Origin of the sequence: Sphingomonas sp., assembly GCF_035714405.1 — a bacterium.
Classification (GTDB): Bacteria; Pseudomonadota; Alphaproteobacteria; order Sphingomonadales; family Sphingomonadaceae; genus Sphingomonas.
The window spans coordinates 17,982-34,114 of sequence record NZ_DASTMA010000006.1 but is presented as its reverse complement, the minus strand read 5'-3'; the positions used below and the strand labels follow the sequence as shown (position 1 = coordinate 34,114).

Genomic DNA, 16,133 nt, shown 5'->3' with positions numbered 1-16,133 from the left:
ACCGCCTTACGCCGCGTTCTCGATCCCCAGCTCGCTCAACTTGCGGTACAAGGTTGACCGGCCGATCCCCAGACGCCTTGCGACCTCGGTCATACGGCCGCGATAATGGCCGATTGCCAGCCGGATCACGTCGGCCTCGATGTCCTCGAGCGGGCGCATGTTGCCGTCGGCGCGGAACAGCGTCACCCCGCCTGCGACCGCCGCCTGGGTGGTGGCGCTGCGCCGCGCGCCGAGGCTCGCGATCTGCGGGAAGTCTGCCTTGGTCAGCGCCGCGCCCTCGCAGAGCACGGCGGCGCGGAACAGCGCGTTCTGGAGCTGGCGGACATTGCCCGGCCAGTCGTATTCGCCGAGAAGCTGGAGCGCGTCGTCGGTGATCCCGAGCGGCCGCAATCCGGGCTGCAGCGCGATCCGCGCGAGGAGGTGGCGGGCGAGCGCGGGGATGTCGCCGGCGCGTTCGCGTAACGGCGGGATGGTCACGGGCACGGCGTTCAAGCGGAAGTATAGGTCCTCGCGGAACTGCCCCGCCTCGACCGCGTCGGCCAGCCGCTGGTTGGTGGCGGCGATGACGCGGACGTCAACCTCGCGGCCGTGCCGCGCGCCGAGCGGGTGGATCTCGCCGTCCTGCAATACGCGCAGCAGCCTCGCCTGCGCTTCAAGCGGCATCGCGCCGATCTCGTCGAGGAACAGCGTGCCGCCATCGGCCTGGACGAAGCGGCCGACCTTGCGCTCGAACGCGCCGGTGAAGGCGCCCTTTTCGTGCCCGAACAGCTCCGATTCGAGCAGATTGGCGGGAATCGCGCCGCAATTGACGCTGACCATCGGTTTTTTGGCGCGCGGGCTGGCGGCGTGGATCGCTTCCGCCATCACCTCCTTGCCGACGCCGACCTCGCCCTCGATCAGCACCGGCACCCGCGCGCGCGCGGCCTTGGCGGCGATGGCGAGCGCGGTGCGGAACTCGGGCGCGGAGCCGACGATCTCGTCGAAACCTAGCAGCGCCGGAATCTTCTCGGTCAGCGGGCGCAGCTCGCCCGCAGCCGTGCCGGCGACCGCCGCCTCCAGCGCGGCGAGCAGCCGCTCGGGCGCCAGCGGCTTGACCAGGAAGTCGGTCGCACCCGCGCGCATCGCCGCGACCGCCGCCGCGACCGAGCCGTTGGCGGTCAGCATCATGATCGGCAGCGCCGGGCGACGTTCGCGGAGCGCAGCGATCACCTCGGTCGCGTCGCCGTCCGGCGAAGCGTCGTCGAGCAGGATCGCGTCCAGCTGCATCCCGTCCTGCGTCCCCAACGTCGCGACGCCCATCTCGCCGTCCGTCGCAAAGATCGCGCGCCACCCGCCGCGCGCGGCCAGCGCCGCCACCAGCCGGCGCTGCGCGGGCTCGTTGTCGATCAGGAGCAGCAGCCGCTGGCCGTTGCGCGTCATGGGCGGGGGGTTTCTGGCATCGTGCGAGCGGCTTAGCCGCGTCCGGGTATAGACCGGGTTAAACACGCTTGAGGGTAGCGGGGGCGACCGGTAAGGCTGTCGCCGAGAGCATAAGCAAGGATGACGGCCATGGCCGAAGACGGCATCGATCGGGGCAGGTTGAGCGCGCATGTCAGGACGTACGACGGCGTGATCACGATGCTGAAGTGGGGCACCGTGATCTCGGTCCTGCTGGCGGCGCTGGTGATCTGGCTGATCGCAACCTGAGGTGAAGATCGCCGTCCTGCGCGAGCGAGCCCCCGGCGAAAAGCGCGTCGCCGCGACCCCCGAGACGGCGAAGAAGCTGATCGCCCTCGGCGCAAGCGTGGCGGTGGAGCTAGGCGCGGGCGAGGGCGCTGCGATCGCCGATGCGGACTACGCCGCCACCGGCGCTACATTGGGCGACCTCCAGAACACGGTGGCGGGCGCGGATATCGTGTTGGGTGTGCAGGGACCGGAGCCGGCGAGCCTTGCGGGAGCTAGCCAGGGCGCGTGGATCGTGGCGTCGCTCAACCCGTTTGCGGACCGCTCCCGCGTCGATGCCTATGCGGCCGCTGGGCTGGAGGCGCTGGCGATGGAACTGATGCCGCGCATCACGCGCGCGCAGTCGATGGACATCCTGTCCTCCCAGTCGAACCTGTCGGGCTACAAGGCGGTGCTCGACGCGGCGGCCGAATATGGTCGTGCCTTCCCGATGATGATGACCGCCGCCGGCACGATCAGCGCGGCGCGCGTGTTCGTGATGGGCGTCGGCGTCGCCGGGCTGCAGGCGATCGCCACCGCGCGCAGGCTCGGCGCGCAGGTGTCGGCCACCGACGTCCGCTCCGCCACGCGCGAGCAGATCATGTCGCTCGGCGCAAAGCCGGTGTTCGTCGAGAAGGTTGCCGGCATCGAGGGCGAGGGGGCCGGCGGTTATGCCGGCGAGACCAGCCCCGAATATCAGGCGGCACAGGCGGAGCTCGTCTCCGGCCATATCGCCAAGCAGGACATCGTCATCACCACCGCGCTGATCCCCGGCCGCGCGGCACCGCGCCTGGTCAGCGACGCGCAGCTCGCGACGATGCGACCCGGCTCGGTCGTGGTCGACCTCGCGGTCGAGCAGGGCGGCAATGTCGAGGGCGCGGTCGCCGGCGAAGTCGTCGAGCGCCACGGCGTCAGGATCGTCGGCCACCGCAACGTGCCGTCACGGCTGGCGGCGGACGCGTCGGCGCTGTTCGCGCGCAACCTGTACAACTTCCTCGCGGCCTTCTGGGACAAGGAGGCCGGCCGCCCGGTCTTCGATGCGGAGATCGGCGACGCCATCCGCCTTACCCAGAGCGGCAACGTCGTGCACCCGAGGTTGCTCCAGAGTTGAGCCGGTGGTGAGGCCGGATGCGCTGCTGGAGCGCATGCGCGCAAATCCACGAGACTGGCGGATCGAGGATGTGGTGCGCGTGTGCGATGCGACCGGCGTCACCTGCACAGCACCTCGGGGCGGTTCACATTACAAGGTAAAGCACCAGGCGGTGGAGGATATCCTTACCATCCCGGCGCACCGACCGATCAAGCCGGTTTACATTCGCGCGCTGGTCCGCTTCATCGGTCGCGTTCTGGGAGACGAAGCGTGAACCCACAGGACTATGAGGTCGACATCCGACCACTCCGGGTCGAGGACGGCGGAGGATTTATCGCGCTTGCGCCTGAGCTTCCGGGTTGCATGTCCGATGGCGAAACGCCGCAGGAGGCGCTCGCCAACGCATATGACGCGATCGCCTGCTGGATCGAGGCGGCGGCCGAGATGGGTCGTCCAGTGCCCGAACCCCGGCGCGCCGCGGCTTAGGAGACGCTCATGGACTTCATCTCGATCCTTTCCGTCTTCGTGCTGGCCTGTTTCGTCGGCTATTACGTCGTGTGGAGCGTCACGCCGGCGCTGCACACGCCGCTGATGGCGGTGACCAACGCGATCTCGTCGGTCATCATCGTCGGCGCGCTGATCGCCGCGGCCGCGGGCGGGTCGCCGAGTTCCAAGTGGCTGGGGCTGCTCGCGGTGACGCTGGCCAGCATCAACATCTTCGGCGGTTTCGCGGTCACCGCGCGGATGCTCGCCATGTACCAGAAGAAGCGCTGAGATGGAGCATGTCTCCCCCTGGGTAGGGCTCGCCTATCTCGTCGCCGGTGTCCTCTTCATCCTCGCGTTGCGTGGCCTGTCGCACCCGACCACCAGCCGGCGCGGCAACCGGCTGGGCATGGCGGGGATGGCGATCGCGGTCGGCACGACGCTGCTGACCCACCTGCCGACCCGTGCGACCGGCGGGGAGACCCAGTGGCTGGGCATGTACGCGCGCTTCGCCGCGATCGACGCGGTCTCGATGGTCGAGATCCTCGCCGCCATTGGCTTGGGCGCGGTCATTGGCCTGGTCACCGCGCGCCGCATCGCGATGACGGCGATGCCGCAGCTGGTCGCCGCCTTCCACAGCCTGGTTGGCCTCGCGGCCGTGCTGGTCGGCGTCGCCGCCTATCTGAACCCGCAGGCGTTTGGGATCGCCGAACTGGTAGTGCCGCTGATCGGTCAGCCCTTCGCCGTGATCCACCCGGCGAGCAAGGTCGAGATGGGGCTTGGCGTCGCGATCGGCGCGATCACGTTCAGCGGCTCGGTGATCGCTTTCCTCAAGCTCAACGGCAACATGGGCGGCAAACCGATCCTGCTGCCCGGCCGCCACGTCCTCAACCTCGGCCTGATCGCCGCGATCCTGGGGCTGATCGCGCTGTTCGCGCTCGGCCAGGAGGGCTGGCCGTTCTGGACGCTGACCGTGCTCGCCTTCGTCATCGGCTTCCTGCTGATCGTGCCGATCGGCGGCGCGGACATGCCGGTGGTGGTGTCGATGCTGAACAGCTATTCGGGCTGGGCGGCGGCGGCGATGGGGTTCACGCTCCACAACAACGCGATGATCATCACCGGCGCGCTGGTCGGCAGCTCGGGCGCGATCCTCTCCTACATCATGTGCCGGGCGATGAATCGCTCGTTCCTCAGCGTCATCGCCGGCGGCTTCGGCGCGGAGGCGGCGGTCGGCGCCGAGGCGAAGGAGCAGCGGCCGTGGAAGCGCGGCTCGGCGGAGGATGCCGCGTACCTGATGCAACAGGCCGAGCAGGTCATCATCATCCCCGGCTACGGCATGGCAGTGGCACAGGCGCAGCACGCGCTGCGCGAGATGGCCGACAAGCTGAAAGAGCATGGCGTTCGCGTCAAATACGCGATTCACCCCGTCGCGGGCCGCATGCCCGGCCACATGAACGTGCTGCTCGCCGAGGCGAACGTGCCCTATGACGAGGTGTTCGAGCTGGAGGACATCAACTCCGACTTCGCGCAGACCGACGTCGCGTTCATCATCGGCGCCAACGACGTGGTCAATCCGGCGGCGAAGACCGACAAGGCGTCGCCGATCTATGGCATGCCGGTGTTCGACGTCGGCAAGGCCAAGACGGTGTTGTTCATCAAACGCTCGATGGGCGGCGTCGGCTATGCCGGCGTCGACAACGAGGTGTTCTACGAAGACAACACGATGATGCTGCTCGCCGACGCCAAGAAGATGGTGGAAGAGATCGTCAAGTCGCTTGATTAGCCGCGGGCCCGACTGGGGCGGCGACGCCTTCGACGTCGTGCTGATCGGTGGCGCCGACGGGCGCATGGTGGAGGCGGTGGCGCTCGCCGGCGGGCGCGTCGTCGCGACGCCGGGCTGGGGCGAGGCGCTGGAAAGCGATCCCGGCGCGTTGGTAGCGGTTGATGTCGGGGGGAGCGCGTCGCTGCCCGATCTCTCCACGCTCGCCGGGCGGGCGGACCTCGTGTGCTGTGACCTCGATCAGCTCGATCTTGTGGCCGGCGCGCTGCTGCTGACCGATGCCGAGCTGCTCTGTGCACCAAGCATGGCGGAGCGGATTGCGGCGCTGGCGATCGTAGCGGCGGAGGCGGTCGCAGGAGGCGTGCGCGAAGGGGAGGCGGCGCGGCTGCGGCGCTTCAGCGCGGAGGTGGCGCGGGTCGCACAACTGCTCGGGCGGCTCGCGGCGAGCGAAGGCGGCGAACTCGCCGACCGCCGCCCGGCCTATGACGCCGGTCCGCTCCTGTCCGATGCCTTTGTCGACCCGCAGATCGTGCGCCAGGCGATCCGCGCCCGCCGGTTGCGCACGGCGCATTTCGGCGACGGTCTGTTCGAGGATCCCGCCTGGGACATGCTGCTTGACCTGTTCGCGGCCGAGCTGGAGGGCGGCCATGTCTCGGTCTCCTCGCTGTGCATTGCCGCGCATGTCGCGCCGACGACGGCGCTGCGGTGGATTGGCCGCATGACGGAAGCCGGGCTGTTCGAGCGTCGCCCCGACCCGCAGGATCGGCGCCGCGCTTTCATGGCGCTGACGCAGCGCGGGTCGGTGGCGATGCGGGGGTATGTGGCGGCGCTGGGGCGAGCGGGGTTGGTGTTGGGCTAAGATCCTCGGATACCGGCCAATGACCTTCCCCGACGAAGGCCGCGGTCCAGCTGCGCAGGTCTCGCGATCGGCTGAAAACCTCAGCAACAAGCGTCTTGCAACTGGGCCCCGGCCTCCGCCGAGGAAGATGCGGTGGGCCTCGTCCGCGCTTTTCCGAAGCCGATCACGCTCGCATCCAGCCCCGAGCTGTGGCATCGACCGTGCCGAGGGCGCTTAGCTCAGTTGGTAGAGCGCTTCCTTTACACGGAAGATGTCGGCGGTTCGAGCCCGTCAGCGCCCACCAGCACAGAACGCCACGATCCGAGGCATCGCCGGCACTCCCGGCGATCGGTCTCAGCCCAAACCCCTAGCCCGCAACAGCGCCGCCGGCTCGGGCGGCCGCCCACGGAACGCGACAAAGGACGCGAGCGGGTCGCGTGTGTTGCCGCGCGCCAGCACCTCGTCTCGCAGGCGGCGGGCCAGACCCGCATCGAACACGTCGCCCGCTTCGGTGAACGCCTCGAACGTGTCGGCGTCGAGCACCTCCGCCCACAGATAGCTATAATATTGGCTCGCATAGCCGCCGTCGAAGACGTGGGTGAAGTGGGTCAGCCCATGCCGCGGGATGATTGTTGCCGGCATGCCGAGCGTGGCGAGCAGTTCGGCCGCATGGGCGACCGGATCCACGTCGCGGGTCAGCCGGTGCAGCGCCAGGTCGACGATAGCGGAGGCGACGAACTCGACGGTGGCGAAGCCTTGACCATAGCTGTCGGCGGCGGCGATCGCCGCGATCAGCGCCGCGGGCACCTCCAACTCGGCCAGCACCTCGGACGCGACAATCCAATGTTCCATCAGCTTGCTGGGGAACTCGACGAAATCGCGCGCCACGGCGGTGCCGGCCTGGCTCGGATAGGTCACGTCCGAGAGCAGCGCGTGCAGCGCATGGCCGAACTCGTGGAACAGGGTGCGCGCCTCGTCGATCGACAGCCCGGCGTCGCCACCCGCATCGACCGCGAAGTTGGCGACGATGTAGACGATCGGCCGTACATCGCCGTCGAGCGCCTCCTGCACCCGCAGCGATCCCATCCACGCGCCGCCATGCTTTTCCGCGCGAGCCGAGAAATCGGTGTAGAGCAGGCCGACCGCCGCACCGTCCGCCCCCGTCACCGCCCAGGCGCGCGCGTCCGCATGCCAGGTCGGCAGCGCCTCGCGCGCGCTGAAGGCGAGGCCGTACAGCCGCCCGGCGACGCGGAAAGCCGCCTCGCGGACGCGTTCGAGGGTGAGGAACGTCTTCACCGCGCCGCCGTCGAGTGCATAGCGATCGCGGCGGACCTGTTCGGCATAATAGCGCCAGTCCCACGCCGCGATCGTCACGCCGCCGCGCTCGGCAAGCTCCTGCAACTCGGCTTGCTCCTCCGCGGCGGTCGCCATCGCAGGGATCCAGACCTTGAGCAGCAGCGCCTCCGCCGCGGCCGGCGTTTCGGCCATCGTCCCGACCAGCGCGTGATCGGCATAGCTCGCGGCGCCCAGCATCGCTGCCTTCTCGCGCCGAAGCTTGAGGATCGCGGCCGCGACCGGGCCATTGTCATGGGCGCCGCCGTCGCAGCGGCCGACAAAGGCTCGCCAGAGTCGCTCGCGCAAGTCGCGGTGGTGTGCGAACGCCAGGAACGACTCGACGTCGCCGCGGCCGAGGGTGACGACATGCCCGGTCAGCCCGCCCGCTGTCGCGCGCGCCGCGGACGCCGTCAGCATCGCGTCCGGCAGTCCGGCGCATTCCTCGCGGGTGAGGTGCATCGACCAGTCGGCGGTGGCGGCGAGGACATTCTGTCCGAAGCGCGTCGATAGCGCGGAAAGCTCCTGCAGGATCGCGGCGAACCGCGCCTTGCGCTCGGGATCGAGCAGCGCGCCGCCGTCGATGAACCCCTGATGGCTGTCGCGCAGCAACCGCGCCTGCGCCTCGTCCAGTGTAAGGTCCGCGCGCTGTCGCCACACTTCATCAACGCGCGCGAACAGCCGCGGATCGTGCGCGATGGCGGTGCCGTGCTCGGTCAGCATCGCCGCGACCTCCGCCTCGATCGCGCGGATCGCGGGCACCGCCTGCGCCGAGGACAGCGTCCAGAAGATGCGCCGCACCCGCGACAGCGCTGCGCCGGCGCGCTCCAGCGCCGCGACCGTGTTGTCGAAGCTCAGCGGCGCCGGATCGGTGGCGATCGCTTCGATCTCGGCTTGCGCGGCGGTGATGCCGGTTCGGAACGCCGGCAGGAAGGCGGCGGGGTCGATCCGGTCGAAGGCGGGCGCGCCGAACGGCAGCGGGCTCTCCTCCAGCAGCGGGTCGAACCGGGGGAGCGCGTCAGCCAAGCGATGTCACCTCGTCGGTGTGGACCTGAAAGCTCGCGAGCTGGGCCGGGCCGAACGCCGTGGTCAGCGCGGTGTCGGTCGCGTCCCGCCCCCGCGCCATCAGGATACGCCCGATGCGCGGATGGTTGTGGCGTGCGTCAAAGGTGTGCCACACGCCGCTCAGGTACACGTCGAACCAGCCCGAGAAGTCCATCGCCGAATCCGACGGGGGCACACCGATGTCGCCAAGATAACCGGTGCAGTAGCGGGCCGGGATGTTCATGCAGCGGCACAGCGTCACCGCCAGATGCGCATAATCGCGACACACGCCGGTCTGCTCCTGGTGCGCGTCCCATGCGGTCTTGGTTGAGCGCGCGTGATGATAGCCAAACGCGATGCGCTGATGGGTATAGTCGACGATCGCCTGCACGCGACCCCAACCCGGCGCGACATGGCCGAACAGCGACCAGGCGGTCTCCGACAGTCGGTCGGTCTCGCAATAACGGCTGCCGAGCAGGTAGACGAGCACGTCGGCGGGCAGCGCCTCGATCGGGTGCTGTACAGCGTCGGGCGACGCCGGATCGGGCAGCCCGTCGTCTTCGATGGTGAAGTCGCAACTGAGCGTCAGCCCTCCCACCGGCACGGTCACGCGGGTGCAGACGTTGCCGAAGGCGTCGACATAGTCGTGCGCGGGCACCTCGGGCGTAGTTGCGATCCGGTGCGGGGTGCGCAGATCCTTGTGCCGCGACGGATGGACACTTAGCATCGCCATCAGCGGCGTCGCCATGTCGGCGTCAAAGCGGATGTCGTAACCGGCGCGGATCAGCATGAAACGGTCTCCTTGAGGCCGATGGAAGCGACGGGTTCGGGATCGGCGATGGCGACATCGACGTTGACCGTCATGTCCAGGAAGCTGCCCGGAAAGCCGCCCCAGGTGCCGGAGATCGGCACCGCCTGATAGATGTCGCGGACGATGGCGACGCGGATCAGCCCGGCATTGCCGATCGTCCCGTTGGTGGGATCGAACTCGACCCAGCCGGAACCCGGCAAATACACTCGGACCCAGGCATGGGTGTTGCCGCCGCCGACGCGGCCATCGGTGCCGGCGGGATCGTAGACATAGCCCGACACGAACCGCGCCGCGAAGCCGAGTGCACGCACCGCCTCGATCATCAGCATCGCGAAGTCGCGGCAGGTGCCCTTGCGCCGCGTCAGCGTCTCGATCGGCGATTGCGTGCCCTTCTCGGCGCGGCCGACATAGGTGAACTCGCGCTTGATCGCGGCGGTGATGTCGGACAGCAGCGTCAGCGTGTCGGTCCCGGCCGGATCGAGGAACCGGCGTACCCAGCCGTCGATCTGGCGCAGCGGGTCGAGGTGCTGGCGCTCGATCGAGCGCAGCAGGTCGGGCATGTCCTCGGCCGAGTAGGTAAACGGATAAATGCGGGCATAATCCTCGATATCGACATGCTCGACCTCGGCGGGGGTATGCTCGAGATGGATGCGGCTATCGAAGCACAGCCGCGTCGCCTGACGGTCGAAGGTCGCGATCGCGACGGCGTTGCCGAACACGTCCTGGAGCCAGCGCAAGTCGGAGGGCTCCGGCTCGATGCGCAGCGTCGCTTCTAGCAGGCGCAGGTCGAAGCTCTCGCGCGGACGGACCATGATGCGGTGCTCGCCGAACGAGACCGGCTGCTTGTAGGTATAGGTGGTGACGTGCGAGAGGTTCAGGAATGGCATCGCATGTCGATCATCGCCCGAACGCTCCGCTACTGACTGCCCTTGACCCGCCGCCCGTGACGGTCGAGCGGCCGAAGGGACGGTCCCCGTTCCTCTTCATCGGCGATCATGCCGGCAATGTCATCCCTTCTCGCCTGGGCCGGCTGGGCCTCGCGCCGGAGGAGCTCCAGCGACACATCGCCTGGGATATCGGCATTGCGGAACTCGGTACGCTGCTGTCGGAGACGATGGACGCGACCTTCGTCCGGCAAACCTATTCGCGGCTGGTGGTCGACTGCAACCGCCGCCCGGATGCCGTTGACGCCATGGTCCCGGTCAGCGACGCGACCGTGGTGCCCGGCAACGCGAGCTTGTCGGACGAGGCTCGGGCGGCGCGGCTCGCCGCGTTGCACGATCCCTATCACCGCGCGATCGCGGCGGAGATCGTGCGGCGGCAGGCCGACGGCCGCACCACGGTGATGATCGCGCTGCACAGCTTCACCCCGTCGCTGGCAGACGGCAAGGTCCGGCCCTGGCACGTCGGCGTCCTGCACGATCGCGGCGACCAATCCTTCGCGCTGGCGCTGATCGACGAGTTCCGGCGCGACGTCGCCTTGGTGGTCGGCGACAACGAACCCTATCGCATGGACCTGATCGACTACACGGTGCCCCGCCACTGCTATCCGGATCGGCTGCCCTATGCGGAGCTCGAGGTGCGGCAGGACCTGATCGGCGACGACGAGGGCCAGCGCCGATGGGCTGCGCGGCTGGCGGAGGCGCTGGACCGGGTGATCGCCGGCCGCGCCTAGGCCAGCGCCTCAGCCGAGGTCGTTCTCGCTGACGATCACGATCGTCTGATCGGTGTCGCGCGCCAGTGCCGCCAGTGCCGCGTCGGAGATCGGATCGACGAACTGGTTGAAGAGGTCCAGGGCATCGTCCTCCGGCGCGTCGCCGCTCAGCGCCTCCAGCACGTCATACTGGACGGCGAACTGATATTCGTCGCCGTCGACCTCGCCGGAGAATTCGATCTGCTGCTCCTCGACATTGTCGAACAGGCTCGAATTGTCGATGTCGAGGCGGTCGGTCATGATCGTTGCTCCAATGCGATGTCGCCTGCCAAGCGCCGGACGAGGCCAGGTGTTCCGTTTTGCCGTCGCTCAGGCAGCCCAGGCCGCGGGATCGGCGCCGCCGCCGATCAGGGCCAGCCCGTGCGCGATCGAGGTCAGCTCGCCACCGGTGGCGATGGACCTTGAGTCGAAGCGGCGGTCGAACAGCGCGCGGAAGGCCGGGATCAGCGACGAGCCGCCGGTGAGGAAGACCTGATCGATCGCCTCTGGCGTGACCCCAGCGCGTGCGAGCGCCGCGTCCATCGCCGCCTCGATCCGGCGCAGGTCCTCGGCGATCCACCCCTCGAACTCCGACCGGCGCACCTCGGCTTCGATGCTCACGCCGCCCCCCTCGAAGCGGAACGCCGCCTGATCGACCTGCGACAGCGCGCGTTTCAGGCGGCCGACCGCGTCGTAGAGCGGGAAGCCCTGTTCATGCTCGATCAGCGCGATCATGCGGCCGATCGGCGCCGGGTCGACCGCGCTCAGCTGCAGGCGGCGCAGTTCCTCCAGGGTTCGGCGGTTGCGCATCAGCGCCAGCCGCGACCAGTCGGCGAACTCCGCGAACCAGCCGCCAGGGATGTCCAGCAGCTTGCCGAAGGAGCGGTACTGCCCGCCCTTGCCGAGAAGCGGCAGCACCACCCGGTCGACGATCCGCCGGTCAAAGGCGTCGCCCGCGATGCCGATGCCGGAAAAGGCGAGCGGGACGCAGCGCCGCGCCGCGCCCGGCGCAGCGACACGCACCACCGAGAAGTCCGTCGTGCCGCCGCCGAAATCCGCGACCAGCACGGTTGCAGGCTCGGTCAGTCGAGCCGCATAGCTGTGCGCCGCGCCGAGCGGTTCATAGACATAGTGGAGCTCGACCCCGAAGTTCTGCAGCATCAGGTCATAGCGTCGCCGTGCAAGCGCCGCGTCGGGCCTGGCGCCGGCATATTCGACCGGCCGCCCGACGATGATCCGCTTCGGCCGCCGGTCGAGCCGGCCGCCGGCATGGGCGACGAGCTTCTGCAGGAACAGCCGGCCCATGTCCTCGAACCGGAACGGCTGGTTGAAGATCAGCGCGCGTTCGAAGGACGAACTCGCCGCCACACTCTTGAACGACTGGATGAAACGGCTGTCGAGCGGGGCCTGAAGGTACTCTGTGATCGCCCACGGCCCAGCCTCATGCGCGATGCCGTTCCAGCCGCGCTCCTCCTCCCAGAAGCACAGCGCCGACCGGAACACCGCGCCCGTCGCCTCCTCGCCTGCGAATGGCACGAGCTCGGAGCCGCCGCTGCCGTCGGCCAGCGCCACAACGGTGTTGGTGGTGCCGAAATCCAGTCCGAGCGCAGCCGGTGCGGCATCGCTGCTCATGCACCCTCCTTGTCGGCACGGTCGCGGGGCGGCGCGCTTTGCACGGTCGCCCGCAGGGGGCAAGCCGATCTTGCGGATTGCCACGGGCATTCGGCTCGCCGATGAAGCCGCGATCGCAGCAGGTGGGCAGCTCGGACCATGCCCCCGCCGCACAGGATGGGAGAGGCCATGGCCGTTCGGGAAGACGTGCGCGGCCGCGAGGCGCTGCTCGCGCGCTACGCGGCGGAGCGCGCCAAGCGGCTGCGCGCCGACGGCAACGCCCAATATGTGCGGCTCGACGCGGTGCTGGGCGCCGCGGAGCGTGACCCCTACACCGCGCCGATCGCGCGCCAGCCGGTTCGCGACCACGTCGCCTTTGCGTTCATCGGCGCCGGCTTTGCGGGACTGGTGACCGGCGCGCGGCTGGTCGAGGCGGGGATCACCGACGTCCGACTGATCGACAAGGGCGGGGATGTCGGCGGCACCTGGTATTGGAACCGCTATCCTGGTGCGCAGTGCGACACCGCGTCGATGGTCTACATGCCGCTGCTCGAGGAAACCGGGCACATGCCGACCGAGAAATACGCGCATGCGCCCGAAATTCTGGAACAATGCCGGCGCATCGCGCGGCAATACGGCCTCTACGACAAGGCACTGTTCCAGACAGAGGTACGCGGGCTGGCCTGGGACGACGCGGCCAAACGATGGGATATCACCACGGATCGCGGCGACCGCTTCACCGCGAGCTTCGTCGGGCTCGGCACCGGCCCGCTCCATGTCGCCAAGCTTCCGGGCATCCCGGGCATCGCCGATTTCAAAGGCCGATCCTTCCACACCAGCCGGTGGGATTACGACTATACCGGTGGCGACGCGGAGGGCGCGGCGATGGACCGGCTCGCCGATAAGCGTGTGGCGATCATCGGCACCGGCGCGACGGCGGTACAGGCGGTGCCCCACCTTGCCCGCGCCGCGGCCAAGCTCCATGTCGTGCAGCGTACGCCATCGTCGGTCGACGCCCGCAACAACGCGCCGCTCGACCCGTCCTGGTTCGCGTCGATCGCGACGCCCGGCTGGCAGAAGCGCTGGCTGCGCAACTTCACCGACAATCAGGCCGGCGGCACGGCGCGCGAGGACCTGGTGCAGGACGGCTGGACCGACATTGCGCGGCGGATAAGGGCCAAGCTGGTCGGCTTGCCGCGCGAGCAGCTAACACAGGCCGCGCTGCTCGACGCGCTCGAGGCCAGCGATTTCGAGAAGATGGACGAGATCCGCGCCCGCGTCGACACGCTGGTCGAGGACGAGATCACCGCCGCGAAGCTCAAGGCCTGGTATCGCCAGCTCTGCAAGCGGCCCTGCTTTCACGACACCTATCTACAGGCGTTCAACCTCCCCTCGGTCGAGCTCGTCGATACCGACGGCAAGGGCGTGGAGCGGATTACCGAGCGGGGTTTCGTCGTCGGGACACGCGAATATGAGGTCGACTGCATCATCTTCGCGTCAGGGTTCGAGGTGGGCAGCGGCTTCGTCGAGCGTGCCGGCTTCGACGTGGTCGGTCGCGACGGGATGACGCTGTCCCAAGCCTGGGCGGAGGGCATGCGGTCGCTACACGGCACCCACGTCCACGGCTTTCCCAACCTGTTCTTCGTCCAGCCCGCGCAAGGGGCGAACCTGATCTCCAACGTCCCGCACAACCTGACCGAGGCGGGTGAGACGGTCGCCGCGATCGTGCGACACGCGCTCGATCGCGGCGCCGCGGAGGTGGAGGTCACGGCCGAAGCGGAGCGCGAATGGGTCGAGCTGCTGCTGAAAGCACCACCGACGCTACGCGGCGCGCCCGATTGCACGCCGGGCTATTACAACAACGAGGGCGGCGAGGCGACCCCAGCAATGCGCCTCGCCGTCGGCTATCCGGCCGGACCGAGCGCATATTTCACCTATCTCGATGCGTGGCGGCGTTCGGGCATGTTCGCGGGGCTGGAGATGCGCTGACGGTTCAGTTCGGCGCGCCCGCCTCGGCGCCGGTGCCGTTCACGGTCCGATCATGGGCGGGTAGGCCTTTGCCACCTGCGCTCTGCGCCGAGTCCGGCAGAGTGAGACTCCCGTCGCTGCTACCCGCCAGCATCCCGTTGAGCGACCCGCCCGTCATGCCGAGCTCGGCCATGAGCCCGTCGATCAATGGGCCACCGACGCGGTACCGCATCGCCGCTGCGACCGCCGCATCCGCCAGATTGCCCTGACCCGCGGCGCCGCCGTCGCCCGCGCCCTCGCCATGGAGCCCGCGCGCGTCGAGGATGCTGATCCGGTCGATATTTTCCATCGGCTTGCCGGCCGCGGCGATGATCGCGGGCAGCGCCTCCAGCATCGCCTTGCGGACCAGCAGCGCGGTCTGCGCCTCGTTGAGGATGTTGGTCGCTTCGTTCAGCGAAGCCTGACCGGCTGCATCGACCTTGAACGCCGCCTCGCGACCTTCGGCGCGCGCCTTCTCCGCGTCGGCCTCGGCGGTGGCCTCGGTGCGCAGCGCGCTGGCTCGGGCCTCGGCGGCTTCCTTTTCCGCCGATGCCGCGACGGTGATGCCGATCGCTTCCTCCTGCGCGCGCTGGGTGGCGGCGATCACCGCCACGTTCTTGTTGCGGTTGGCGATTTCGGTCGCCTTGGCGGTCAGCACGCTCTCCTCCGCGCGGACCGCCATTGCTCGGGCGTCGTTGGCGGCGGCGGTCGCGGTCGACTCCTCCTCAGATTTCTGCGCGGTCTGCACCGCCGTGGTGATCCGGGCGATCTCGATCGTGCGATCGCGTTCGATGGTGGCGGTCTGGATCGCGCCGTCGCGCGCGATCGTCGCCGTCTTGATGACCTTGTCGGCCTCGGTCTGGGCGACGGTTTGCGCCTGTGTCGCGGTGATGCGCGCGATCTCGGCGAGGCGGGTCTGCTCGGCCTCGGCCGTGGCGATGGCGGTCGCCTGTTCGGCGCGACGGGCGGACAGCGTCTGCTCCTGCGTCAGCCGCGCCTGCTCGGCCGCCTGCGCGATTTCCAGCGACTCGTTGTTGGCCTGAAGGTTGCGCTGCTCGATCGCGACGCGGTTGGTCGCGACGATGTCGTTCCTGATCTTCTTGCGCTCCTCAATCGTGCGGGTGAGCACCGTCAGCCCCTCGGCATCGAACGCGTTGTTCTCGTTGAAATGCTCGAACGCGGTCTGGTCGAAATGGGTGATGCTGACCGATTCTAGCTGGAAGCCGTTCATGTCCAGATCGGTCATCAACGCCTCCTGGACCTTCTGGATGAAGTCGGCGCGGTTGGCGTGAAGGTGTTCCATCGTCATCGTCGCCGCCACCGAGCGCAACGCGGAGACGAGCTTGCCGTCGAGCAGCGACTTCACCGCGTCGGGACTGTTGACCGAGTCGCCCAGCGTCTGCGCGGCGGCGGCGATCGATTCGGCGTCGGGCTTCACCTTGATATGAAACAGGCCGACGACGTCGACGCGCAGCTTGTCGAGCGTGATCAGCGCGTCCTTGTTGAGGCGGCTCACCTCCAGCTTCACCGTCGTCAGCCGCACCTGCATCAGCTCGTGCAGCACCGGGATGACCATGATGCCGCCGTTCAGCACTACCTTCTCGCCGCCGAAGCCGGTGCGGATCAGCGCCACGTCCTTGGTCGCGCGGCGATACAGCCGCGTCAGGATGACGCCGATCACGACCAGCGCGATCAGGACGATGCCCGCATAGATCAGAATGTTCAGCAACGATGCAGGCACAT

At 68.7% G+C, this 16,133-nt stretch carries 16 protein-coding genes and 1 tRNA gene; 10 read left to right on the top strand and 7 right to left on the bottom strand.

Features of this window, described 5'->3' with window-relative positions; translation table 11 throughout:
- Nucleotides 1-6: 6 nt before the first annotated feature.
- Nucleotides 7-1,419 carry a sigma-54 dependent transcriptional regulator gene (locus VFQ64_RS01295; protein WP_325101492.1) on the bottom strand — a complete coding sequence of 471 codons (1,413 nt, stop codon included), beginning with the start codon at nucleotides 1,417-1,419 and terminating at the stop codon, nucleotides 7-9.
- Nucleotides 1,420-1,548: 129 nt separating this feature from the next.
- Between VFQ64_RS01295 and VFQ64_RS01290 the strand changes: the two genes are divergently transcribed.
- From VFQ64_RS01290 to VFQ64_RS01255, 8 genes are all read left to right on the top strand, one after another.
- Entirely contained in the window at nucleotides 1,549-1,686 is a 138-nt protein-coding gene (locus VFQ64_RS01290) for an aa3-type cytochrome c oxidase subunit IV (RefSeq protein ID WP_325101491.1), read from the top strand.
- A gap of 1 nt (nucleotide 1,687) precedes the next feature.
- Entirely contained in the window at nucleotides 1,688-2,812 is a 1,125-nt protein-coding gene (locus VFQ64_RS01285) for an NAD(P) transhydrogenase subunit alpha (RefSeq protein WP_325101490.1), read from the top strand.
- A 4-nt stretch (nucleotides 2,813-2,816) separates the two neighbouring features.
- Nucleotides 2,817-3,065 (top strand): type II toxin-antitoxin system HicA family toxin, encoded by a 249-nt coding sequence (locus VFQ64_RS01280; protein ID WP_325101489.1) that lies wholly within the window; start codon nucleotides 2,817-2,819, stop codon nucleotides 3,063-3,065.
- On the top strand, nucleotides 3,062-3,277 hold the full coding sequence (locus tag VFQ64_RS01275; RefSeq protein ID WP_325101488.1) for a type II toxin-antitoxin system HicB family antitoxin: 216 nt from the start codon (nucleotides 3,062-3,064) through the stop codon (nucleotides 3,275-3,277). The genes VFQ64_RS01280 and VFQ64_RS01275 overlap by 4 nt, the downstream gene beginning before the upstream one ends.
- A 9-nt stretch (nucleotides 3,278-3,286) precedes the next feature.
- On the top strand, nucleotides 3,287-3,565 hold the full coding sequence (locus VFQ64_RS01270; RefSeq protein ID WP_325101487.1) for a proton-translocating transhydrogenase family protein: 279 nt from the start codon (nucleotides 3,287-3,289) through the stop codon (nucleotides 3,563-3,565).
- Between the two features lies 1 nt (nucleotide 3,566).
- The gene (locus VFQ64_RS01265) at nucleotides 3,567-5,057 is read left to right on the top strand and encodes an NAD(P)(+) transhydrogenase (Re/Si-specific) subunit beta (RefSeq protein WP_325101486.1); all 1,491 of its coding nucleotides are present in this window, start codon (nucleotides 3,567-3,569) and stop codon (nucleotides 5,055-5,057) included.
- Entirely contained in the window at nucleotides 5,050-5,913 is an 864-nt protein-coding gene (locus tag VFQ64_RS01260; protein WP_325101485.1) for a winged helix DNA-binding protein, read from the top strand. Before VFQ64_RS01265 ends, VFQ64_RS01260 begins: the two co-directional genes overlap by 8 nt.
- A gap of 207 nt (nucleotides 5,914-6,120) precedes the next feature.
- Nucleotides 6,121-6,196 (top strand) — tRNA-Val (locus VFQ64_RS01255).
- 50 nt (nucleotides 6,197-6,246) lie between these two features.
- On the opposite strand, the gene VFQ64_RS01250 is transcribed toward VFQ64_RS01255, so the two are convergent.
- The 3 genes from VFQ64_RS01250 to VFQ64_RS01240 are packed head-to-tail and all read right to left on the bottom strand — an operon-like array spanning nucleotide 6,247 to nucleotide 9,966.
- Complete coding sequence (locus tag VFQ64_RS01250; RefSeq protein ID WP_325101484.1) at nucleotides 6,247-8,250, bottom strand: M3 family metallopeptidase; 2,004 nt, start codon at nucleotides 8,248-8,250, stop codon at nucleotides 6,247-6,249.
- Nucleotides 8,243-9,058 carry a transglutaminase family protein gene (locus tag VFQ64_RS01245; protein ID WP_325101483.1) on the bottom strand — a complete coding sequence of 272 codons (816 nt, stop codon included), beginning with the start codon at nucleotides 9,056-9,058 and terminating at the stop codon, nucleotides 8,243-8,245. The genes VFQ64_RS01250 and VFQ64_RS01245 overlap by 8 nt, the downstream gene beginning before the upstream one ends.
- Nucleotides 9,052-9,966: a transglutaminase family protein gene (locus VFQ64_RS01240; RefSeq protein WP_325101482.1), complete on the bottom strand. Its 915-nt coding sequence runs from the start codon at nucleotides 9,964-9,966 to the stop codon at nucleotides 9,052-9,054. Before VFQ64_RS01240 ends, VFQ64_RS01245 begins: the two co-directional genes overlap by 7 nt.
- Here VFQ64_RS01240 and VFQ64_RS01235 point away from each other — a divergent pair.
- Nucleotides 9,960-10,754 carry an N-formylglutamate amidohydrolase gene (locus VFQ64_RS01235; protein WP_325101481.1) on the top strand — a complete coding sequence of 265 codons (795 nt, stop codon included), beginning with the start codon at nucleotides 9,960-9,962 and terminating at the stop codon, nucleotides 10,752-10,754. The genes VFQ64_RS01240 and VFQ64_RS01235 overlap by 7 nt on opposite strands.
- A gap of 9 nt (nucleotides 10,755-10,763) precedes the next feature.
- On the opposite strand, the gene VFQ64_RS01230 is transcribed toward VFQ64_RS01235, so the two are convergent.
- Together VFQ64_RS01230 and VFQ64_RS01225 are read right to left on the bottom strand one after the other, a co-directional pair.
- Entirely contained in the window at nucleotides 10,764-11,033 is a 270-nt protein-coding gene (locus VFQ64_RS01230; RefSeq protein WP_325101480.1) for a DUF1488 family protein, read from the bottom strand.
- Nucleotides 11,034-11,102: 69 nt separating this feature from the next.
- Nucleotides 11,103-12,404, bottom strand: a complete 1,302-nt coding sequence (locus VFQ64_RS01225; protein ID WP_325101479.1) for an Hsp70 family protein — start codon at nucleotides 12,402-12,404, stop codon at nucleotides 11,103-11,105.
- 168 nt (nucleotides 12,405-12,572) lie between these two features.
- On the opposite strand from VFQ64_RS01225, the gene VFQ64_RS01220 reads away from it, so the two are divergent.
- Nucleotides 12,573-14,372, top strand: coding sequence for an NAD(P)/FAD-dependent oxidoreductase (locus tag VFQ64_RS01220; protein ID WP_325101478.1), 1,800 nt, complete (start codon nucleotides 12,573-12,575; stop codon nucleotides 14,370-14,372).
- A gap of 4 nt (nucleotides 14,373-14,376) precedes the next feature.
- Here the strand turns inward: VFQ64_RS01220 and VFQ64_RS01215 are convergent, their stop codons facing one another.
- Nucleotides 14,377-16,131, bottom strand: coding sequence for a flotillin family protein (locus tag VFQ64_RS01215; RefSeq protein WP_325101477.1), 1,755 nt, complete (start codon nucleotides 16,129-16,131; stop codon nucleotides 14,377-14,379).
- Nucleotides 16,132-16,133: the final 2 nt, after the last annotated feature.